Here is a 20,881-nt window from a genome sequence, read left to right as displayed (position 1 = left end):
CGACCCGTTCATGACCCGGAATGCCGTGAGAGGCGTTTAACCCGCAGCGCGCTCTGCGGAGGCGCCAGAGGGAACTGCCCCCGATACCGCCGCGGCATCACCCGTCACCGGCATACGGATGCCGTTGGCTTGCGCAGGCATGTGCCCACCCGGCCCCACGCCATTGGCGCGAAAACTGTGCGCGCTGGCCAGCGGCCAGTAGTAGCTGAACACCGTGTTCTGTTTTTCCAGCGAGCCCAGTAGCGCGCCGGGTTCGACCTGCATGATGAGGTTGCTCAGCAGCCGCACCTCGGTATCGGTCAGGCGCCGCACGATGTGATGCGCGTTGACTTCGCGCGGGTGGCACAGGCCCGCGGCCTGCACCAGCTCCTGCAGCGCATGCAGCGTGCTGCGGTGGAAATTGCGCACGCGTTCGGCCTTGTCGGGCACCACCAGTGCCTGCTGGCGCACCGGGTCTTGCGTGGTGACGCCCGTCGGGCATTTGCCGGTGTGGCAGCTTTGCGCCTGGATACAGCCCAGCGCCATCATGAAACCGCGCCCGGCATTGCACCAGTCGGCGCCCAGCGCCATCAGCCGCACCATGTCAAACGCGCTCACCACCTTGCCGGCGGCACCGATGGAAACGCGGCTGCGCAGATTGACACCGATCAGCGTGTTGTGCACCAGCAGCAGGCCCTCCTGCAGCGGCGCGCCCACGTGGTCGGTGAACTCGACGGGCGCCGCGCCCGTGCCGCCCTCGGCGCCGTCCACCACGATGAAGTCCGGCGTGATGCCGGTCTCCAGCATGGCTTTCACAATCGCAAACCATTCCCACGGGTGTCCGATGCAGAACTTGAAGCCGGTCGGCTTGCCGCCCGACAGCTTTCGCAGTTTGGCGATGAAATGCATCATCTCGACCGGCGTGGAAAATGCACTGTGGCTGGAGGGCGAAATGCAGTCCTTGCCCTGCGGTACACCGCGCGCCGCCGAGATTTCCTCGGTGACCTTCGGCCCCGGCAGGATGCCGCCGTGGCCGGGCTTGGCGCCCTGGCTCATCTTGAGCTCGATCAGCTTGACCTGTGGGTCGCGTGCGTTGGCGGCGAAACGCTCTTCGCTGAACGTGCCGTCCTCGTTGCGGCAACCAAAGTAACCCGAGCCGATTTCCCAGATCAGGTCACCGCCATGCAGCCGGTGGTGCTGCGAGATCGAGCCTTCGCCCGTGTCGTGCGCGAAGCCGCCGAGTTTGGCGCCCTTGTTCAGCGCCATGATGGCATTGGCCGAGAGCGATCCGAAGCTCAGTGCCGAAATGTTGAACACGCTGGCGTGATAAGGCTGCGTGCAGGGCTCCACCGAGGGCGACGGATGATCGGGCGTGCCGCCTATCCAGACACGGAAGTCGTGGGTTGACAGTTTGGTCGGCGACATCGAATGGTTGACCCACTCATACCCCTGCGCGCCCACGTCCAGCTGCGTGCCGAACGGCCGGTTGTCGGGTTCGCCCTTGGCGCGCTGGTACACCAGCGAGCGCTGGGCACGGGAAAACGGCGTGGCCTCGCTGTCGCTTTCGATGAAGTACTGGCGCATTTCGGGCCGGATGTACTCAAACAGGAAACGCAGGTGGCCGATGACCGGGTAATTGCGCAGCACGGCATGGCGCGTTTGCCGCAAGTCGCGCACACCGACACACACCAGCACCACACCGGCCACCAGGGAAACCAGCGCCAGCTTCCCGACGCCAAAAACCATCAGGCCGAGCAGCCCCAGCAGCGCAGCAAGCCCGCACAGGGCCATAAAGGTGTAACGGACGGGGAACCAGGCATCCAGGCGCTGAAGAAACATGGTGGAGCTTCCGGGGGAGGGGTCACAAAAGGGCACAAAACAGAGTCATATCAGGGGCATACGGCCGCGACGCGCCAGATACACTTTGCATCATAAGAGCCTCATGTGACGCTCAGAACTGTTTTTTTCATGAAGCCCACCCCCAAATCCGTCATCCCTTCAAAGCCCTCGCCGGAGCCGGTTTTCCTGGAAGTCGAGGCGTTCGACGAGCTCGATGCCATCCTCGACGACCTGCGCACCCGCTATGACGAAACGCCGCAGTGGGAATTCTGCGAAGGCTTCATGGCCGCCGTGATCTGCTCGCGCCGGCCCATCGAGGCAGCCGAATACCTGCCCGTGCTGCTCGCCGTCCCCGCTGAGGGCGAGGCACCGGATCCGGAAGGCGGCTCGTTCGCCAGCGACGCGCAACGTGAGCGCTTCCTCATGCTCTGGAACCAGCGCTGGCAGGAAGTCGAAACGGCGCTGGACGCCGAAGTGGACTCGCTCGAAGACGACAACTGCTACCACCCCGAGGTCATGGACATACGCGGCGCCGTGGCCGACATGCCGCCCGACGAACGTGCCGCTTTCAAGGGCGAAGACCTGCCCGCATTCGCGCAGGTCTGGGCGCTGGGCTTCATGTTTGCGGTGGAAAGCTGGCCCGACGAGTGGATGGCGCCGCGTGACAAAGACGCCGCCAAATGGCTCGACGGCGCCCTGCAGGCCGTGGTCGCCATGACCGAAGACGATAGCGCCCCGCCCGAGGTGTCACCCCTGAGCGAAGACGGCACGCCCAGCACCAGCATTGCCAGGCTCAACGCTTTTGGCGAGGCCATCTGGGCGGTGTATGACTTGCGTGAGTTGTGGAAGACCATGGGCCCCAAGGTCGAGACGGTGCGGGTGGAGGCCACGCCCGGGCGCAACGACCTGTGTTATTGCGGTAGCGGGAAGAAATACAAGAAGTGTCACGGGGCGGGGTAAAGGCCGGTGATCTGACGGCAGGTGTCCTTTGCCGGGTCCGGACGCACCGAGCGATCGCTATCAATTTCATAGCTTGTGGCGCCCTATTTAATTGACCTCGAGCCACTTTTGGACCTCAAGAACAAGGCTTGCGAGGCCTCCTGAACGCGCCAGAAGAAGGGATTTGCCCCGAAACTGAAACCAGACCCGGTTCAGGCTGTTTTCAGGGGAAGTTTCGGCCTTAAGCCCAATATGGATGGGCGCCAGCAGCTATGTTTTTAATAGCAACAACAAACACCGGTAAAACCCGCAGAGTTCAGCCGGTTGTCCACCAGGATATTCCGCCGAGCAGCAGGTCGTAACGCTTCACGCTGGAAGGCGGCGTCTGGACACTTTTTTGGGGCAACGGTGTTGGTTACGTGGGCGACGGCCAGGCGGTCCGCCGCCGGACCGCCGGTTTTCATGAAGTCAGCAATCGCGGAAAACCCGGGTCTTGACGCGCGCGGTCGGCGGCGCAGAATGCATCAGTCGCCCTGGACCGTGAACAGGTCCCTGACTTGTATGTACAAGTTACCGGCGGCAACCACCAGCGGCATGGGCATGATTCCTGCTCACCCCTGAGACCCCCGGGCGCGGCCGCCACAAGCGGTCAGGCGCAATGTTTGTTTGACTGTCCAACCGAAGGAAATCATCTTGAACCACATGCTTCCCCACCTCAGCCGCCGCGTTCTTTGCGCCACTGCCGCAGCCGCCATGCTGGCCTGCAGCGCCGGCGCAGTGCTGGCCGCCACGCCCAAAGACACCCTGGTGCTGGCCTTCGGTTTCGATGACATCATCACCATGGACCCGGCCGAAGCCTTTGAGCTGTCCGCCGGCGAGATCATGGGCAACACCTATGACCGCCTGCTGCGCCTGGATGTGAACGACCCTTCCAAACTGGTGGGCGACGTGGCCAAGTCCTGGACCGTCTCGGCCGATGGCAAGACCTACACCTTCGAGCTCAAGCCCGGGATCAAATTCGCCTCCGGCAATCCACTCACGGCCGAAGAAGTGGCGTATTCGCTGCAGCGCGCCGTGATGCTGGACAAATCCCCCGCCTTCATCCTGACCCAGTTCGGTTTCTCCAAGACCAACGTCAAGGACAAGATCAAGGCCACCAGCCCGACCGTGGTGACCCTGGAAACCGACAAGGCCTATGCGCCCACCTTTGTCTTCAACTGCCTGACGGCCAACGTGGCCGGCATTGTCGACATGAAGCTGGTGCAGTCGAAAGAGGTCAACGGCGACTGGGGTTATGCCTGGCTGAAAACCAATTACGCCGGCTCCGGCCCGCTCAAGCTGCGCGAATGGCGAGCCAATGAAATCGTGGCGCTGGAACGCAACGACAACTACTATGGCGCCAAGCCCAAGCTGGCCCGCGTGATCTACCGCCACGTCAAGGAATCGGCCACGCAGCGCCTGCTGCTGGAAAAAGGCGACATCGACATCGCCCGCAACCTGAGCCCGCAGGACATCGCCGCGCTCTCGACCAACAAAGATGTGAAGATGACTTCCACGCCCAAGGGCACGGTCTACTACATCAGCCTGAACCAGAAGAACGCCAACCTGGCCAAGCCCGAAGTGCGCGAGGCCCTGAAATACCTGGTCGACTACGACGCCATCGGCGACACACTGGTCAAGAACATCGGCGTGATCAATCAGAACTTTCTGCCGCAGGGTTTGCTGGGCGCCAGCACCGTCAAGCCCTACAAGCTCGACGTGGCCAAGGCCAAGGCGCTGCTGGCCAAAGCGGGCCTTGCCAACGGCTTCAAGGTCACCATCGACATGCGCACCATCCAGCCGGTGCAGGGCATCACCGAGGCCTTCCAGCAAACAGCCAAGCAGGCCGGCATCGACATCGAGATCATTCCCGGCGACGGCAAGCAGACGTTGACCAAGTACCGCGCCCGCACCCACGACATGTACATCGGCCAGTGGGGCGCCGACTACTGGGACCCGCATTCGAACGCCGACACCTTCACGCGCAACCCCGACAACGCCGACGATGCCAAGGCCAAGCCGCTGGCCTGGCGCAATGCCTGGGCGATTCCCGAGCTGACCAAGCAGTCGGACGCGGCGGTGCTGGAGCGCGATGCCGGCAAGCGCAAGAAGATGTATGAGGACCTGCAGGCCGAGTTCCGCAAGACCAGCCCCTTCATCATGCTGTACCAGCAAACTGAGGTGGCGGCTTTCCGGAGCAACGTGGACGGCCTGAAGCTGGGCCCCACCTTCGACAGCAACTACATGTTCAACGCCTCCAAGCGCTGATAAGCCACCGACTTTGGCCATTCCCGACCCCACAGCCGCCGGCGTGGCGCCGCTCAGTGCGGTGACCACGCGCACGGCGGGCCAACGCTTCACGCCGCACGCCAGGAGCTTAGTCAACTTCCTGGTGGTGATTTTGCTCACCTACCTGGGCCTGCTCGCGGTCACGTTTTTCATCGGCCGCGTGATCCCCATTGACCCGGTGCTGGCCATCGTGGGCGATCGCGCACCGGCGCATGTGATCGAGCGGGTGCGCCAGGAGCTGGGGCTGGACAAGCCGCTGTATGAGCAGTTCTACATCTACATCGGCAAGGTGCTCAAGGGCGACTTCGGCGTCTCGGTGCTGACAGCCAACCCGGTGATGACGGACATCAAGCGCGCCTTTCCGGCCACGCTGGAGCTGGCGAGCCTGGGCATCCTGATAGGCGCGGGCCTGGGCGTGCCGCTGGGCGTCTGGGCCGCAGTGCGGCGCGGCAAGCTGGTGGACCAGGTGGTGCGCGTGATCGGCCTGGTGGGCTATTCGGTGCCCATCTTCTGGCTGGGGCTGATGGCGCTGGTGGTGTTTTATGCGCGGCTGGGCTGGGTCTCCGGGCCGGGCCGGATCGACGTGAGTTATGAGTACACACTCAAGCCCATCACCGGGCTTTTGCTGCTCGACACAGCCATGACCGGCGAGTGGGAGGCTTTTCGCAATGTGTTTTCGCACCTCATCCTGCCGGCTTCGCTGCTCGGCTATTTCGCGTTGGCCTACATCAGCCGCATGACGCGTTCCTTCATGCTCAATGAACTCGCGCAGGAATACGTGGTCGCCGCGCGCGCCAAGGGTCTGTCGGAGTCGCGCATCATCTGGCGCCATGCGCTGCGCAACGCCATGGTGCCGCTGGTCACGGTGATCGCGCTGTCGTATGCGGGCCTGCTCGAGGGCTCGGTGCTGACGGAAACCGTCTTTGCCTGGCCAGGCCTCGGTCTCTACATCACCAACTCGCTGCAGAACGCCGACATGAATGCGGTGCTGGGCGGCACGATTGTGGTGGGCTCGATCTTTGTCGGCTTGAATTTATTGTCAGACGTCTTGTACAAGCTGCTCGACCCAAGGACGCGTATCCGATGACTTCAAAGGTTGCATCCCTGCGCGACTGGCTGAGCACCGACCGCCCTGCCTCGCGCCGCCAGGCCTTCATGGGCCGCATGTACCACGGCTGCCACGATTTTTCGCGCAACCGGCTGGCGATGCTGGGCCTCTTCATCGTGCTGGGCCTGGTCCTCGTGGCGATTTTTGCCGACCTGCTCGCGCCGTATTCGGCCTACACCGGCGACCTGCGCACCACACGCCTGCTGCCGCCTTCGTGGGCGCACTGGTTCGGCACCGATGACCAGGGGCGGGACATCCTCTCGCGCATCATCATCGGCTCGCGCATCACGCTGATGGTGGTGATTCTGGTGGCGGTGCTGGCAGCCCCGCTGGGCCTCATCGTGGGCACCGTGGCGGGTTATGCCGGCGGCTGGGTCGATGCGGTGCTGATGCGCATCACCGATATTTTTCTGGCGTTTCCGCGTCTCATTCTGGCATTGGCGTTTGTCGCGGCGCTGGGCCCCGGCATCCAGAACGCGGTGATCGCGATCGCCATCACCTCCTGGCCGCCCTATGCGCGCATGGCGCGGGCCGAAACGCTGACGATACGCCAGACCGACTACATCGCCGCCGTGCGGCTGCTGGGCGCATCGCCCTGGCGCATCGTGCTCGGCCACATCATGCCGCTGTGCGTGTCGTCGGTGATCGTGCGCGTCACGCTGGACATGGCCGGCATCATCCTGACCGCCGCCGGGCTGGGTTTTCTGGGCCTGGGCGCGCAGCCGCCCATGCCGGAGTGGGGCGCGATGATCGCCAATGGGCGTCTTTATGTGCTGGACCAGTGGTGGGTGGCCGCCGCGCCCGGCGCGGCGATTTTTGTCGTGAGCCTGGCCTTCAACCTGCTGGGCGACGGCCTGCGCGATGCGCTGGACCCGAAGGCCGCCAAATGACGGGCGCCAACATGCCCCTGCTGGTGGTCGACGACTTGCGCGTGAGCTTTCCGCGCCGTGACGGCGGCATGACCGAGGCGGTGCGCGGCGTGTCCTTCACGCTGGGCCGTGAGCGCCTGGGCATCGTGGGCGAGTCGGGTTCGGGCAAGTCACAAACCGGCCGCGCCATCATGGGGCTGACCGCACCGGAAGGCCGCATCAGCGCCAAGTGTCTTGAGTTCGCCGGCATGGACTTGCTCAACTGCCCGCCCGCCCAACGCCGCGAACTGCGCGGCGGCCGCATCGCCATGGTGTTGCAGGATCCGAAGTTTTCGCTGAACCCCGTCATGACCATAGGCGCACAGATCGTGGAGACGCTGCAAGCCCATACCCGTGTTTCGTCGGCGGAAGCAAAAAAGCGCGCACTCGCCGCGCTGGAATCCGTGCGCATCGACGACCCGGCGCGCGTCTACAAACTCTACCCGCATGAGGTGTCCGGCGGCATGGGCCAGCGCGCGATGATCGCGATGATGCTGATCGCCGACCCGGACCTTCTGATCGCCGACGAGCCGACTTCGGCGCTGGACGTGACGGTACAACTGCAGGTGCTGGCCATCCTCGACACGCTGGTGGCTGAGCGCGGCATGGGCTTGATTTTGGTCTCGCACGACCTGCGGCTGGTGTCGACCTTCTGCGACCGCATCCTCGTGATGTACGCCGGTCGGGTTGTGGAAGAGCTGGCTGCCGGCGGCCTGGCGAATGCGCAGCACCCCTACACACGCGGCCTGATGGCCTGCCTGCCGCAGCTGGGCGCGTCCACGCATCCGCTGGCCACGCTGGACCGTCAACCGGAGTGGGCGCTGTGAATGCCGTGGTTTCATCTGCATCGCTGGGCCTGGAAGTCAGCGGCCTGCGCGTGGTGTACGACAGCTTTGTCGCCGTCGCCGATACCTCCTTCGTCGTGAACCCCGGCGAAAGCTTCGGCATCGTCGGCGAATCGGGTTCCGGCAAATCCACCGTGCTACGCGCCATCTGCGGGCTCGCGCCGCGCACGGCCGGCACGGTCAAGTTGCTGGGCCAGGACAGCGCACCCGGCAGCAAGGCCTTCAGGCGGCAGGTGCAGATGGTGTTTCAGGACCCGTACGGGTCACTGCATCCACGCCACACCGTAGACCGCATCCTCGCCGAGCCGCTGGCCATTCACGGCATCGACGACGCAGAGGCGCGCATCGAACGTGCGCTGGAAGAAGTCGGGCTGGGCACGGGCTTTCGCTTTCGTTACCCGCACCAGCTCTCGGGTGGGCAGCGCCAGCGCATCGCGATTGCGCGCGCCTTGATTCTCGAGCCGCAAATCCTGCTGCTGGACGAACCCACTTCGGCGCTGGACGCCTCGGTGCAGGCCGAGGTGCTCAACCTGCTCGAAGAACTGCGCCGCAGGCGCGGCCTGACTTTCGTCATGGTGAGCCACGACCTGGCCGTCGTCACGCACCTGTGTGAACGGCTGATGGTGATGCAGCGCGGCCAGACGGTGGAGATGCTGCCTGCGGCCGACCTGGCGGCACACAAAGTCACGAATGCCTATACGCTGAGCCTGATGGAGGCTTCCACCGGGTTCAAACGCCGCGCAGCGGCCGACGTATCCGCCACGGCGTAAATCGTTACCAGGCAGGTCTGGCGCGCCGCAGCGCCGCATGCTTTAATTTCTCTTCAACACCACACGCCACGCCATGATCCACTGGGAAGCCCACGCCTGCCTGCCATTGCACCCGGCAGCCGATTTTTCGCCGATGGACGCGTTGCGCACTGCGGGCGTGAACTATGTGTCCGTCAATGTCGGCATGGACATGAACCCGGTGGCGCAAATCATGGCGGTCATTGCGGCCTTCCGCGCGAAGATTGCCGCGAACCCCGGGCGCTATCGGCTGGTGTCCAGTGTGGACGAGATCCGCGAGGCCGCGGCGGCGGGCCAGCTTGCCATCGGCTTTGACCTGGAAGGCGCGATGCCCCTGCAGGAGCGGCCCGATATGGTGACCTTGTACCGCGAACTCGGCGTGCGGCAAATCCATTTCGCCTACAACCGCAACAACAGCGTGGCCGACGGCTGTCACGACGAAGCACGCGGCCTCACGCCGCTGGGTGTGCGCATGGTGCAGGCTGTGAACGAGGCGGGCCTCTTGATGGACTGCTCGCACACCGGCCGCCGCTGCAGCCTGGACATCATGGCTGCCTCGGCCAAGCCGGTGATCTTCAGCCACGCCAACCCGCTTGCGCTGGTGGAGCACGGGCGCAACATCACCGACGAGCAGATACGCGCCTGCGCCGCAACCGGCGGCGTGGTGTGCGTCTCGGGCGTCTCTGCCTTCCTGGGCACACGCACCCCCACAGCCGATGACATGGCGCGGCATGTGGCCTATGTGGCGGGCCTGGTCGGCGCGCAGCATGCGGGCATCGGCCTGGACATCAGCTTCCGGCAGGATGAGCTCAATGACAACCCTCCCGGCGACTACGATCCCACCTACTGGTGGCCCAAATCGGCTGGCTATGACCGCGCCGTACAGCGCATGACATACACGCCGGTTGAAACCTGGCAACTGCTGCCCGAAGCGCTGCGCCAGGTGGGCCTGAGCGCAACCGAGATCGAAGGTGTGATGGGCGACAATATGATGCGTGTCGCCGGCATCGCCTGGCAGCACGCATAAGAACCTCATAAAACTACCGGCAGCCCCCATGTCCTCCATTACCCTCCGCTTCCTGGCCGAACCCAGCACCGTCAACTTCGGCGGAAAAGTGCACGGCGGCACCGTCATGAAATGGATTGACGAAGCCGGCTACGCCTGCGCCACCAGCTGGGCGAAACGTTATTGCGTCACCGTGTCGGTGGGCAGCATACGTTTTCAGCGCCCCATCATGATCGGCGACTTGGTCGAAGTCGAAGCCCGCCTGGCCTATACCGGCACGACCAGCCTGAACATCTCGGTGGAAGTGCGCGCCGGCGACATGAAAGTCGGGCAGATGCAGGTCATCACCGAATGCCTGGTGGTGTTTGTTGCGGTAGACCTGGACGGCAAGGCCTTGCCCGCCCAGGAATGGCGGCCAGAGACCCCCGGCGACGTCGCGCTGGCCCAGCGCGTCAAAGCGCACCTGGATGCAGCCCGCTCCATGCAGCTGGGCTGACTTCACGTCTTGCGCGGATGCAGCCCAATGCTCTGACGGGCCGCGATCTGGCGGCCGCCCTCACGGTCGTCGTGCTGTGGGGCGTTAACTTCGTGGTGATGAAATTCGCGCTGCGCGATTTCACGCCTTTTCAGTTGGGCACGGCCCGTTATGTGTTTGCCGTGTTGCCGCTGGCGCTGCTGATCCGCCCGCCCAAAATCGCGTGGAAGTGGATCGTGTTCTACGGCCTTTTTCAGGGTGTGGGCCAGTTCGGCATCTTGTTTCTGGCGCTCAAGGTCGGCATGACCGCGGCGTTGGCCTCGGTGCTGCAGCAGACCCAGGTGTTCTGGACGGCGCTCTTTGGCTTTGTGCTGCTGCATGAGCGCGCCAGCCGGCCGCTGCAGGCGGGCCTGGTGCTGGCGGCGCTGGGCTTGGCCTGCTTTGCGCTCAACTACGTGGGCGCCAATGGCGCGGGCGCCACCACGCCGCTGGGCTTTGTGCTTACGCTGTGCGCGGCGGCCATGTGGGCCATGTCCAACATCGTGGCGCGTCGCGTTCAGCAGACCTACAGCGATTATTCGCCGCTGGCCTTTGTGGTCTGGAGCAGCCTGGTGGCGATACTGCCCTTTGCCGCTCTGTCCTGGGCCTTCGACCCCGAGGCCGCGCGCTGGCACTGGATGGAAGCGCGTGCCTCCAGCTGGGCCGCTGTAGCCTACCTTGGCTGGGCGGCCACCATTTTGGGCTACAGCCTGTGGACCAACCTGCTCAAGCGCCACCCGGCCAATCGCGTCGCGCCTTTCAGCCTGGGCGTGCCGGTGGTGGGCCTGGCCACCGGCATGCTGGTACTGGGCGAGGTTGTCACGCCCTGGCAATGGGCCGGCGTCGCGTTTGTAGTGGCCGCGCTGGCTTGTGTGATGCTGGGCGGGCTGGTGCTCAGGCCGCGTCCGCAACAGGCCTGACGCCCAGGAACCAGGCCGCCAGCAGCTCCAACGCGTAGCGCACCTTGGCCGGCTGCTCACCACGCCGCGGCGTGACGGCGTAGACCGGAACATCCGCCATGCGCCAGCCCGGCAATATCGGCAGCAAGCGGCCTTCGGTCATCGCTTTGCGGTCGTCCTCGCTCACACCCATGCTGATGCCCCAGCCGGCTATGGCCAGCGCATGCAGCGCCGTGACCTGCGAAGCCTGCACCCGGCCTTCCAGCCTCAGGGTTGCGCGTTCGCCAGACGGGCCCAGCAGCTCCAGCATGTCCGCGCTGTTGCTGCTGTTGGGTTTGCTGGCCAGCCAGTCGTGGCGCAGTAAATCCTGCGGCGTGGCGGGCCAGCCCCGTTCGGCCAGGTAGGCCGGCGAGGCGCATAGCTGGCGCGTCATATTGCCCAGCTTGCGTGCCACCAGGCTGGAGTCGGCCAGCTCGCCCACGCGCACCGCGATGTCCACGCGTTCGCTGATCAGGTCAACCAGCTTGTCGTCCAGCAACAGGCGCAGCGTGAGCCGGGGGTAGCCGCGCAGCGGCGCCAGCGCCGCTGCCAGCAGGCCGCCAAAGCCGGCCGGCGCGGCCAGGCGCAGCTCGCCTTCGGGTTCGTCGCGCAGCCGCACCAGCGCCTGTTCCGCCGAGCGCGCAGCCGCCACCATGGCGGCGCAACCAGCGTGGTAGCGCTCACCCGCTTCTGTCAGTGTCAGGCGCCGCGTGGACCGGTGCAGCAGGGCCAGGCCGAGCGACTGCTCAAGCTGCCGCAAATGCTGGCTCACGGCCGAAGGCGTCATGCCCAGCTGCCGCGCCGCCGCAGTCAAGGACCCCTTGGCAACCACCTCGGCAAAAATGGCCATGCGCTTGAGCTGGTCCATGGATTTATCGCTCATTAGTTAGCTCTACTTCACAGTGTTAGCGAATTTTGCCGTCTATTCAGAGCGTTGTGAAGTAATGACACTAGAGGCTCTTTTAACCCGCAGGAGTTTTTATGAACATCGCACTGATCGGCGCCACAGGTTTTATCGGCGCACCTATTCTTTCCGAACTGCTAAGCCGCGGCCACAAAGTCACCGTGCTGGCCCGCAACCCCGGCAAGGTCACCCCGCAAACCGGCCTGACCGTGGTCGCCGCCGACGCACTGAATGCCGGCCAGGTGGCCAAAGCCGCGGCGGGCCACGATGCCGTCATCAGCGCCTACAACCCGGGCTGGAGCGAGCCGAAAATCCACGACCTGCACCTGGAGGCCAGCAAAGCCATCGTGAATGGCGTCAAGCAGGCGGGTGTCAAACGCCTGCTAGTGGTCGGCGGTGCCGGCAGCCTGTATGTGGCGCCGGGCCTGCAGCTGGTGGACACGCCTGAGTTTCCCGCGCAATACAAGCAGGGCGCGCTCGCCGCACGCGAGGCGCTGAACCAGCTCAAGCTCGAAACCTCGCTGGACTGGAGCTTTGTCTCGCCCCCTATCGGCCTGGCACCCGGCGAGCGCACCGGCAAATACCGGCTGGGTGCGGACGATCTGCTGCCCGGCCAGGGTGACAAGCCGGCCGGTATTTCGGTGCCTGACCTGGCTGTGGCCATCGTGGACGAAATTGAAAACGCGCGGCATATTCGGCGCCGGTTTACGGTTGCCAATTAATAGTCTTATCGATCCCCGGACCAATAGACATGGGCGCAAGCAGCTATCCAATTAATAGCAATTTCTTTTGAGGTTGTGGCTGATTTTCAGGACGTGCTCTTTGTTGAGGGCGGCTAGCCGGGGGTAGCCCGGCAGCTACTCACTTTTCTTTTGCTTCGCCAAAAGAAAGTTACCTGCATGCCGGGCTACCCCCGGCCAGCAACTCTCAGTAAAGAGTACAACGCCGGGTAAGAAACCAGCCTACTTCAAAGCCTCACCCCGAGCCGCCTCCAGCACATCCCGAGTCTTCACCGCCTCGCGCCGCGCAGCCTCCGCAAAATCATCCGCCGAAGAGGCATACAAAATCGCGCGCGACGAGTTCACGATGATGGGAGCGCCGGACCGCCATCCCGCCTTCACGGTCGCCACCGCATCGCCACCTTGCGCCCCCACACCCGGAATCAGCAAAGGCAAGGTAGGCGCCACGGCCCGCACACGCTCAATCTCCGCCGGGTACGTCGCCCCCACCACCAGCCCCAGCTGGCCATTGAGGTTCCACAGACCTTGCGCCAGACGCGCCACATGCTCGTACAGCAGCGGCTGGCCTTCAATCGAGGCGAATCGCTGGTTCTGCAGGTCGTCGCCGCCGGGGTTGGAGGTGCGGCACAACAGGAAAGCGCCCTTGCCTTCGTACTTCAAATACGGCGCGACCGAATCAAACCCCATGAAGGGCGAGAGCGTCACCGCGTCGGCACCGTAGCGCTCAAAGGCTTCCTTGGCATATTGCTCCGCCGTGCTGCCGATGTCGCCGCGCTTGGCATCCAGGATGATGGGCACTTGCGGCGCCACGCGGCGCATGTGTTCCATCAGGCGTTCGAGCTGGCCTTCGGCGCGGTGCGCGGCGAAGTAGGCGATTTGCGGCTTGAAGGAAATCACCAGGTCGGCAGTGGCGTCAACAATCGCCGCGCAGAAATCGTAGATCTTGTTGGCGTCGCCCTTGAGCTTGCCGGGAAATTTCGCGGGTTCAGGGTCCAGGCCAACGCAGAGCATGGAGCGGTTCTGGCGTTCTGCGGCGCCCAGCATGTCGAGAAAAGTCATGTCCCATTTTAAGCTCCCACGATCTCGGCAGCTTGCACTGTGCCCCTGATGGAGAACCCCCTGTATGCCAAACGCGCGATTGTCGCCAGTGGCTACCTGTCTGGCGTTTTACACGACGCAACAAAAAACAAGCGCCAGCGTCATGAGGATTTCACAGTGAATTTTTACGATCACCGCATTGCAAGTGCAGGAGGTCGTTGTGAATTTGCGGATCAGTCAAGGCGAATGCCCGCTGGAGATACCTCGTTCCAGGCTCGGGGCCGTGCCGGAGATGGTGTCTCCCCAGAGGCATGAGTGGATAGGTCATGGCCCTGTTGTTTTGCGGGGCATGGGGCGCAACTGGGCAGCGCTGGAGCGCTGGACATTTCAGCACCTTGCCCATCTGGGCGGGGCCAAGCCCGTGACTTTGGTGGTGGGTAATCGGGAGAGGTCCAGCACCCGGTTTGTGACGTCCACACTTGATCGCTATGTGGCACAGCTGGCGTTGCAGACAGCCGCGCAGGAAGAGGGCTCCCATATCGGATACCTCAAAGAGTTCGATCTGCTCAAGGAGATACCCTCATTGCGCCAGGACGTGGAACAAGATGCATGGTTCCCGCCGGGCAACATCGTCTCCAGCAGCGCGTGGATTGGCCCGCAAGGGGCACACACAGGCTTGCATTACGACCTGCTGGACAACCTGGCGGTGCTCACGCGCGGAGTCAAACGCTTTTATCTGGCCCGCCCCGGCACCGTGGAGCACCTGGGTGCGTTGTCAAAGAAGTATGACCGCTGGGCCAAGCTGGCATCGGTGGGCATGCGCGATCTGGCGCAAAGCGATGTGCCGGCAGACGCACTGTTTGCTGTCGATCTCTATCCGGGTGATGCCATCTACGTGCCTCATGGTTGGTGGCATGAGGTGGTGAATTTGCAGGCCAGCATTTTTCTGAGCGGATTTTTCGGCAGCAAGGCCCGGGTCGTTGGATTGTGGGTGGCCACAGGTGCCGTGCAGCTGATGCACGACTTTCAACCCTTGGGCACTCGCAATTGCTCCTGCCACTCAGGCGCCGCACGCCCGCCACCAGCCCCCGAAGTTCCGGGCAGTCAACTCCTTTAACACCAACGCATACCGTTACCCATGACAACCAAGCCGACCATCAAAAAGCACCGCTACATCACCCGCAATCTGCGTATCGGCGATATTCCGGCCTTGCTGGATCTGGAGCGCAAGCAATGGACAGAAGAGCAGCAAGCTACGGCAGAAGACTTTCGATCACGCATTGCCGCGCATCCCGATTTGAGCGGGGGTGCATTTTGCGCAGAAACGGGTGAGCTGCTGGCATCGCTGTTTTGCAAACCCACCACAGAGGCAGAGTGGGTCAACCCGGGCGACTGGCAAAAGAGCGCCGCTTTGGACGGCAAAGTGCCCAGCAACAAATACGCATCACGCTGCCTGTTTGGCATCAGCCTGACCAGCGTGGATGCCGGCGCTGCTTTGCAGCTGATTGCCTTTAACTATCTTTATGCTGTGAAATGTGGCAACCGCAAATATTTCCTGGGTTCGCCAATGCCCGGGCTCAAGCGTCATTTGCAACGCAAGCCAGGTGCGTCGGTAGAGGCCTATGCACGGGCTACGCGGGCCGGTTTGCCGGTTGATCCCCAGCTGCGCTACTACCACGGCAAGGGGTTTTGTGAGGTTGTGGCCGTGCGTGAGAACTACTTCCCCCACGAAGCCTCGTGTGATTACGGCGCCATTCTGAAATCCAGAGTGCCGTATCCCTGGCTGACGCCGCTATTTCGCTTGGTACCCGTCCCGGTGTTGAGGTCGCTTGCAGCATTGGCGCCACGCTATGCCATTCCAGAAGACGACGGGGTGCCCGCACGAACAGAGTCGGCCGCTGAGCCGGAGGCAGCTTAGCAGTTCAACCCGTGTTGCGCAGCCCAGCCGGGCTGGTTACTCCACTGAATCTTCAGGCCAGCATGAGCCGCGGGACTGGCTTTGCCAGACCGCAGGCGGGCGGCCCCCTCGGGGGGCAGCGCATTACACGAAGTGAAAAGCGTGGGGGCACAATAGTTCCATGCAACTCTCCCAACGCCAACTCATCCTGCTGGTTCTGCTCACCCTGGTCTGGGGCCTGAACTGGCCGGTGATGAAACTGGGGATTGCGGACTTTCCACCCTTGACGTTTCGGGCGATGTCGATCTGGCTGGGCATTCCGGTGCTGGGCATCGCCATGGTGGTGCTGAAGGTGCCGTTTTGGGTGCCGCGGGGCAAGTGGCGTGAGCTTTTCTGGCTGGCGGCGGCCAACATGTTTGTCTGGCATGCGCTGATCATCCTCGCCGTCAAAAACTTGAGCAGCGGCCGCGCGGCGATTCTGGGCTACACCATGCCGATTTTTTCGGCGCTGCTGGGCGCCTGGTTTTTTGGCGCCAGGCTCAAGCCCCGCAACTGGCTGGGGGTGGCAGCTGCCGCGCTGGGCGTGGCGCTGCTGCTGTGGAATGAAATGACCAACCTGTCGGGCAGCCCCCTGGGTGTGCTGTGCGCGCTGGTGGCAGCTGCGGTGTGGGCGCTGGGCACGCAGCTGCTGCGCAAGACCACGATACCGGCCGCGACGCTGACGCTGTCGTTCTGGATGACGGTGATGACCGCCGTGATGCTGACCGTGTTGGGTGTCGTGTTTGAGATGCCGCAGTGGAAGGCACCTTCGCCCACGACCTGGGGCGCGATTCTTTACAACGCGGTGCTGATTTTCGGTTTTGCGCACGCGGCGTGGTTCACGCTGGCGCGCGCGCTCCCGCCGGTGGCTTCCACGCTGAGCGTGATGATGATTCCCATCCTCGGGGTGTTTTCAGGCGCGCTGGGCCTGGGCGAAGTGCTGCACTGGCAGGACTGGGCTGCCGTGGTGCTGATGGTGGTGGCGATTGCCTCGGTGCTGGCGCCCAGCCGTGGCGCAGTTAAGGCCTGATAAAAATCAGCCCGGGTTGGTGACCAAATTCATGGCCAGGCACAGGTCGTCCCAGGCCTTGCCCTTGTCGGCCGGGTTGCGCAGCAAATAGGTGGCGTCGTAGGTCACTACCATGCGGGCTCCATGCAGGCTGTGCAATTGGCCGCGCTGTTTGCCGAAAGGCTCTGTCGATTGCAACACCGCCTGCGCGGCCAGACGGCCCATGACGAGCACGACGTCGGGCTGCGCGCTGGCCACCAGGGCGGGCAGCGCTTCGGGCAGGCCGGCGCCCGCACCGGATGCCGCCTGCCGGACCAGCGGCGCCAGCAGCACCATGCCAGCCTTGTGCAGGCGCGTAGCGCGCAGCATGTTGTCGAGCAGCTTGCCGGCATCGCCTTCAAAGGGGTTGAAAGACTCCCGCTGCAGCGCAGCCGCCGGCGTTTCGGCCAGCACCAGCCAGCGTGCGCCTTCGGCATGGGCGGCGTCAGCGTACAGGGCTTGCGCGTTGCCCATGCGCCACGCTGCCGTCGTGCCGGGTGCAGCGGTTTCGCGCGCTTCGGCCAGCGGGCGAACCGGCGCCTGCACGGGCCGCACGGGCGGCGCAACCTCACGCGGCGTAGCGGACGTGGAAGGTGCACTGACTTTTTGATCAAATTCACTTGCAGGCGTTACTGACTGTGCGCCAGCAGCTACCAAATCAGTAGCAACGGCAGCTTCAGCAGGCGCAGCAGCGACCGGCAACCACACGCGTACACCCATTTCGCGCAGCATGGCGCGCTGGCGTTTGTCGAGGTCCAGGCTCATAGCGCCAGGCTCATGACGACCGCATCTTCGCGCGTGGAAGCGCCGTCCGGGTAGTAGTTGCGGCGCGTGCCGACATGGCGAAAGCCGTAGCGTTCATAGATGGCCTTGGCCCGCACATTGCTCACGCGCACTTCCAGCCACAGCCACTGCGCGCCCTCTCCGCGCGACCAGAGGGCCAGCGCATCCAGCATGATGCGGGCCCAGCCCTGGCGCTGGTGTTCGGGGGCCACGGTGATGTTGAGCAGGTGTACTTCGTCAACGCCCTTCATGGCCACGAAATAACCGAGCAGCACGGCGTCGGGCGGGTTGCCGGCAGTGAGCAGTTGCGCCTGGTAGCCGGCGTTGAGCGAATCGTTGAAATTGCCGTGCGTCCAGGGGTGGTCATACGCGGTTTTTTCCACGCGCACCACCTCATCCAGCCATGCAGTTGTCATGGCTTCGAACTGGGCTTCGAGGGGCTTGAGGATGGCGTTCATGAAAGGGGTGGAGCGGCGGCCAGCTTGGCGGCCTTGACCTGGTCGCGCTCTTCGGTGGTCAGCGCTACTTTATCGCGAACGTAGAGCGGCAGGGCGAGGTCGGCGCTGACGCACAGCCCGGCAGCAGCCAGCTGCGGCGCCAGGCGCAGCATGGCGGTGGCGGTGGGCAGGGCCTCGGCCTGCGCAAATGCCGCAAGGCTGTCCGGCAACCGCCCGGCGTATACCGCAAAAACATTGCCCGCGAACAAACCGGCCGCAGTGTCAGGCACCAGGTTTTCAGGCCGGACCAGCCCGCATTCGCCGAGCGCCCGGCAGTGCCCGCCGCTGAACTCAAAACCCTGCACATACATTTCGTCCATGCGCGCATCCAGCAGCGCGGTGACGCGCAGGGTCGCATCGCCATCACCCTGCTGCTGAAAGCGCGCTTCTTCGGCCACAGCCATCGGCGTGTCGACAGGCAGCACGGGAATGCCGGCGCCCTGGTTGGCGCCCAGCGCCAGGCCTTGCGCCACCGCGCAGGCCGTGCGCAGGCCGGTAAAGGAGCCGGGGCCGCGCCCGAAGGCGATGGCATCCAGCTCGCCCAGCGCCAGGCCAGCCTCGGCCAGCAGCGCCAGGATGGCGGGGATCAGCGTGGTGGAAGCCTGCGCGCCGCCCGGGCCGTTGTGCTGCCAGACACGCGCACCGTCGGTCAGCGCCACGGACATGCGGTCGGTGCTGGTGTCAAAAGCGAGGAATTTCACAAGTTCAGGCATTAAATCGGGCTCATGCCCTTATATATCAGGCGCAAGCAGCTATTAAATTCATAGCAATCTGCGGGTACCCGGAGGCTGGGGCCGATGGGTAAGCCCTGATTATCCGCGCCAATGGCCGGCCACCCCGGCGCCCACCGGCAATGCCTTGCAGAACGCTCAACCGCGATAATCCCCGCATGACCCACGACTTGCTGCGCCCGCGCACGACACACACTGTTGCGCTGGCTGCCCTGGCGGCCATGGCAGCCCTGGCCGCAAGCCCCGGCCTGGCACAAACCGCACGCCTGCCGGCCCCGATTGAAAAAGCCCTGTCGCGCGCCAGGGTACCGCGCGATGCGGTGTCCATGCTGGTGGTGGAAGCCGGCAGCGGCAAACCGGTGCCGCGCCTGAGCTGGCGCGCCGATGTGCCGATGAACCCTGCCTCCGTCATGAAACTGGTGACCACGTATTCGGCGCTCGACGCGCTGGGCCGCGACTTCACCTGGAAGACGAAGGTGATACTGGACGGCAGCGCCTCGGGCGGCCTGCTCAACGGCAACATGGTGGTACAGGGCGGCGGCGACCCCAAGCTGGTCGTTGAACGCCTGCAGGCCCTGCTGGCCGAGGTGCAGGCCGGCGGGGCGCGGGCGATCCGCGGCGACATCGTGCTGGACCGCAGCGCCTTCAGCGTGCCGCCCACCGATCCGGGCGAATTTGACGGCGAGCCGCTGCGGCCCTACAACGCCCGGCCCGATGCGCTGCTGATCAATTTCAAAACCATCGTGATGACCTTCACGCCGGACCTGCCCAACGGCCGCGCGCTGGTGCGCTATGAGCCGCCGCTGGCAGGTGTGCAGGTGGGCACGACGGTGCCGATCGTGCGTGTGGCGCGCTGCGGCGACTGGCGCAGCGAGCTGCGCGCCAGTGTTGAAAATCCCGTCAACATCGAATTCCTGGGTACCTATTCTTCGGCCTGCGGCGAAAAGGTGTGGCCCAGCGCCTATTCCGACCCCGTGAGCTTTGCGGCACGCGCCATCGAAGGCTCGTGGCGGCAACTGGGTGGCCTGCTGACGGGCACAGTGCGCGACGCCACGCCGGCAGAGCTGGCCATGCTGCGCAGGACCGGCACCCTCTCGGGCGAAAAGGCCGCAGTGCGGTTTGAATACCAGTCGCCGCCATTGCTGGAAATGGTGCGCGACGTCAACAAATACTCCAACAACATCATGGCCCAGCACCTCTTTTTGACACTCGGGCTTTGGGCCGGCCTGGGCCAGCCCAAGGCCGGCACGCTTGAATCTGCGCGCGCAGCGCTCACCGCCTGGTGGCGCAAAAGCCTGCCCGGCAGCACGCCCCCGGTGATGGACAACGGCTCGGGCCTGAGCCGCGATGAACGCATCAGCGCCGCCAGCCTGTCGGCCCTGCTGCAGCACGCCGCAAAAAGCCCTTTTGCCGCTGATCTCGCCGATTCGCTGCCGGTGGCCGGCACCGACGCCACCATGCGCGAACGCGCCAGGCCGGTGGCCGGACTGGCTTTCGTCAAGACCGGCTCGCTGCGCGACGTGACCGCGGTTGCCGGTTATGCCAATGGCGACAGCGGCGCACGCTACATCGTGGTGGGGCTGATCAACCACCCGAACGCGCCCGCTGCGCGCCCGGCACTGGACGCCATGCTGGAATGGGCCGTCAAGGAGGGCAAGCGATGAACGCCACAGACATCGTGGGCTTTCTGGCAGCCGTGCTGACCACGGCGAGCTTTGCGCCGCAGGCCTGGCTGACCTTTCGCAGCCGCGATGTCAGCGGCATTTCACTGGCGATGTACAGCGCCTTTACCGTTGGCGTGGCACTCTGGCTGGCCTACGGCGTGCTGGCGGGCGCCTGGCCCATCGTGCTGGCGAACGCCGTCACGCTGGGGCTGGCGCTGGCCATTCTGGTGATGAAGCTGGTGTACGGGCGCGGTGACTGAATAGCCCGATGCCATACACGCCCCGCGCGGCAGGCACGGATGCTTCGTCGAAGTGCCTGCAAGTTATCCCTGCCGCCTGTGGACAAGG

The 20,881-nt window shown here is 64.3% G+C and carries 21 protein-coding genes; 15 read left to right on the top strand and 6 right to left on the bottom strand.

What is annotated here, in order from left to right; translation table 11 throughout:
- Positions 1-36: 36 nt before the first annotated feature.
- Complete coding sequence (locus AC1DWQ_RS16770) at positions 37-1,818, bottom strand: FMN-binding glutamate synthase family protein (protein WP_477670655.1); 1,782 nt, start codon at positions 1,816-1,818, stop codon at positions 37-39.
- Between the two features lie 129 nt (positions 1,819-1,947).
- Here AC1DWQ_RS16770 and AC1DWQ_RS16765 point away from each other — a divergent pair, with 129 nt between their 5' ends.
- The 9 genes from AC1DWQ_RS16765 to AC1DWQ_RS16725 all read left to right on the top strand — a co-directional run bounded on the left by AC1DWQ_RS16765 (position 1,948) and on the right by AC1DWQ_RS16725 (position 11,174).
- Positions 1,948-2,778, top strand: a complete 831-nt coding sequence (locus tag AC1DWQ_RS16765; RefSeq protein ID WP_477670654.1) for a YecA/YgfB family protein — start codon at positions 1,948-1,950, stop codon at positions 2,776-2,778.
- Positions 2,779-3,459: 681 nt separating this feature from the next.
- Positions 3,460-5,064, top strand: a complete 1,605-nt coding sequence (locus AC1DWQ_RS16760) for an ABC transporter substrate-binding protein (RefSeq protein WP_477670753.1) — start codon at positions 3,460-3,462, stop codon at positions 5,062-5,064.
- Between the two features lie 13 nt (positions 5,065-5,077).
- A complete protein-coding gene (locus tag AC1DWQ_RS16755; RefSeq protein WP_477670653.1) occupies positions 5,078-6,172 on the top strand; it encodes an ABC transporter permease in 1,095 nt (364 codons plus the stop codon).
- Positions 6,169-7,083 (top strand): nickel transporter permease, encoded by a 915-nt coding sequence (gene nikC / locus AC1DWQ_RS16750; protein ID WP_477670652.1) that lies wholly within the window; start codon positions 6,169-6,171, stop codon positions 7,081-7,083. Before AC1DWQ_RS16755 ends, nikC begins: the two co-directional genes overlap by 4 nt.
- Positions 7,080-7,928, top strand: coding sequence for an ABC transporter ATP-binding protein (locus AC1DWQ_RS16745; protein WP_477670651.1), 849 nt, complete (start codon positions 7,080-7,082; stop codon positions 7,926-7,928). The genes nikC and AC1DWQ_RS16745 overlap by 4 nt, the downstream gene beginning before the upstream one ends.
- Before the next feature lie 23 nt (positions 7,929-7,951).
- Positions 7,952-8,716, top strand: coding sequence for an ABC transporter ATP-binding protein (locus AC1DWQ_RS16740; RefSeq protein ID WP_477670752.1), 765 nt, complete (start codon positions 7,952-7,954; stop codon positions 8,714-8,716).
- Positions 8,717-8,789: 73 nt separating this feature from the next.
- Positions 8,790-9,761: a dipeptidase gene (locus AC1DWQ_RS16735; RefSeq protein ID WP_477670650.1), complete on the top strand. Its 972-nt coding sequence runs from the start codon at positions 8,790-8,792 to the stop codon at positions 9,759-9,761.
- 28 nt (positions 9,762-9,789) lie between these two features.
- Positions 9,790-10,236 carry an acyl-CoA thioesterase gene (locus tag AC1DWQ_RS16730; RefSeq protein ID WP_477647199.1) on the top strand — a complete coding sequence of 149 codons (447 nt, stop codon included), beginning with the start codon at positions 9,790-9,792 and terminating at the stop codon, positions 10,234-10,236.
- Positions 10,237-10,253: 17 nt separating this feature from the next.
- Positions 10,254-11,174 carry an EamA family transporter gene (locus AC1DWQ_RS16725; RefSeq protein ID WP_477670649.1) on the top strand — a complete coding sequence of 307 codons (921 nt, stop codon included), beginning with the start codon at positions 10,254-10,256 and terminating at the stop codon, positions 11,172-11,174.
- Here the strand turns inward: AC1DWQ_RS16725 and AC1DWQ_RS16720 are convergent.
- Positions 11,149-12,075, bottom strand: coding sequence for a LysR family transcriptional regulator (locus tag AC1DWQ_RS16720; protein ID WP_477670648.1), 927 nt, complete (start codon positions 12,073-12,075; stop codon positions 11,149-11,151). The two genes, AC1DWQ_RS16725 and AC1DWQ_RS16720, sit on opposite strands and share 26 nt — an antisense overlap.
- A 98-nt stretch (positions 12,076-12,173) precedes the next feature.
- Here AC1DWQ_RS16720 and AC1DWQ_RS16715 point away from each other — a divergent pair, with 98 nt between their 5' ends.
- A complete protein-coding gene (locus tag AC1DWQ_RS16715) occupies positions 12,174-12,818 on the top strand; it encodes an NAD(P)-dependent oxidoreductase (protein WP_477670647.1) in 645 nt (214 codons plus the stop codon).
- Between the two features lie 240 nt (positions 12,819-13,058).
- Here the strand turns inward: AC1DWQ_RS16715 and pyrF are convergent, their stop codons facing one another.
- Positions 13,059-13,895, bottom strand: a complete 837-nt coding sequence (gene pyrF / locus AC1DWQ_RS16710; RefSeq protein WP_477670646.1) for an orotidine-5'-phosphate decarboxylase — start codon at positions 13,893-13,895, stop codon at positions 13,059-13,061.
- 199 nt (positions 13,896-14,094) lie between these two features.
- Between pyrF and AC1DWQ_RS16705 the strand changes: the two genes are divergently transcribed.
- From AC1DWQ_RS16705 to AC1DWQ_RS16695, 3 genes are all read left to right on the top strand, one after another.
- Positions 14,095-14,991 carry a cupin-like domain-containing protein gene (locus AC1DWQ_RS16705; RefSeq protein WP_477670645.1) on the top strand — a complete coding sequence of 299 codons (897 nt, stop codon included), beginning with the start codon at positions 14,095-14,097 and terminating at the stop codon, positions 14,989-14,991.
- Between the two features lie 21 nt (positions 14,992-15,012).
- Complete coding sequence (locus AC1DWQ_RS16700) at positions 15,013-15,792, top strand: hypothetical protein (RefSeq protein ID WP_477670644.1); 780 nt, start codon at positions 15,013-15,015, stop codon at positions 15,790-15,792.
- A 160-nt stretch (positions 15,793-15,952) separates the two neighbouring features.
- Entirely contained in the window at positions 15,953-16,840 is an 888-nt protein-coding gene (locus tag AC1DWQ_RS16695; RefSeq protein WP_477670643.1) for a DMT family transporter, read from the top strand.
- Between the two features lie 6 nt (positions 16,841-16,846).
- Here AC1DWQ_RS16695 and AC1DWQ_RS16690 read toward each other — a convergent pair whose 3' ends face one another.
- The 3 genes from AC1DWQ_RS16690 to tsaB are packed head-to-tail and all read right to left on the bottom strand — an operon-like array spanning position 16,847 to position 18,851.
- Positions 16,847-17,623, bottom strand: coding sequence for a uracil-DNA glycosylase family protein (locus AC1DWQ_RS16690; RefSeq protein WP_477670642.1), 777 nt, complete (start codon positions 17,621-17,623; stop codon positions 16,847-16,849).
- Complete coding sequence (gene rimI / locus AC1DWQ_RS16685) at positions 17,620-18,099, bottom strand: ribosomal protein S18-alanine N-acetyltransferase (protein ID WP_477670641.1); 480 nt, start codon at positions 18,097-18,099, stop codon at positions 17,620-17,622. The genes AC1DWQ_RS16690 and rimI overlap by 4 nt, the downstream gene beginning before the upstream one ends.
- Complete coding sequence (gene tsaB / locus AC1DWQ_RS16680) at positions 18,096-18,851, bottom strand: tRNA (adenosine(37)-N6)-threonylcarbamoyltransferase complex dimerization subunit type 1 TsaB (protein ID WP_477670640.1); 756 nt, start codon at positions 18,849-18,851, stop codon at positions 18,096-18,098. Before tsaB ends, rimI begins: the two co-directional genes overlap by 4 nt.
- Positions 18,852-19,027: 176 nt before the next feature.
- Here tsaB and dacB point away from each other — a divergent pair, with 176 nt between their 5' ends.
- Positions 19,028-20,533: a D-alanyl-D-alanine carboxypeptidase/D-alanyl-D-alanine endopeptidase gene (gene dacB, locus AC1DWQ_RS16675; RefSeq protein WP_477670639.1), complete on the top strand. Its 1,506-nt coding sequence runs from the start codon at positions 19,028-19,030 to the stop codon at positions 20,531-20,533.
- The gene (locus tag AC1DWQ_RS16670; protein ID WP_457282398.1) at positions 20,530-20,793 is read left to right on the top strand and encodes a SemiSWEET transporter; all 264 of its coding nucleotides are present in this window, start codon (positions 20,530-20,532) and stop codon (positions 20,791-20,793) included. The genes dacB and AC1DWQ_RS16670 overlap by 4 nt, the downstream gene beginning before the upstream one ends.
- Positions 20,794-20,881 lie beyond the last annotated feature (88 nt).

It is taken from the genome of Polaromonas sp. P2_G11 (genome assembly GCF_056403595.1).
Note: the sequence above shows the minus strand (reverse complement) of the source record. Positions and strands in the feature narration are given on the sequence as shown.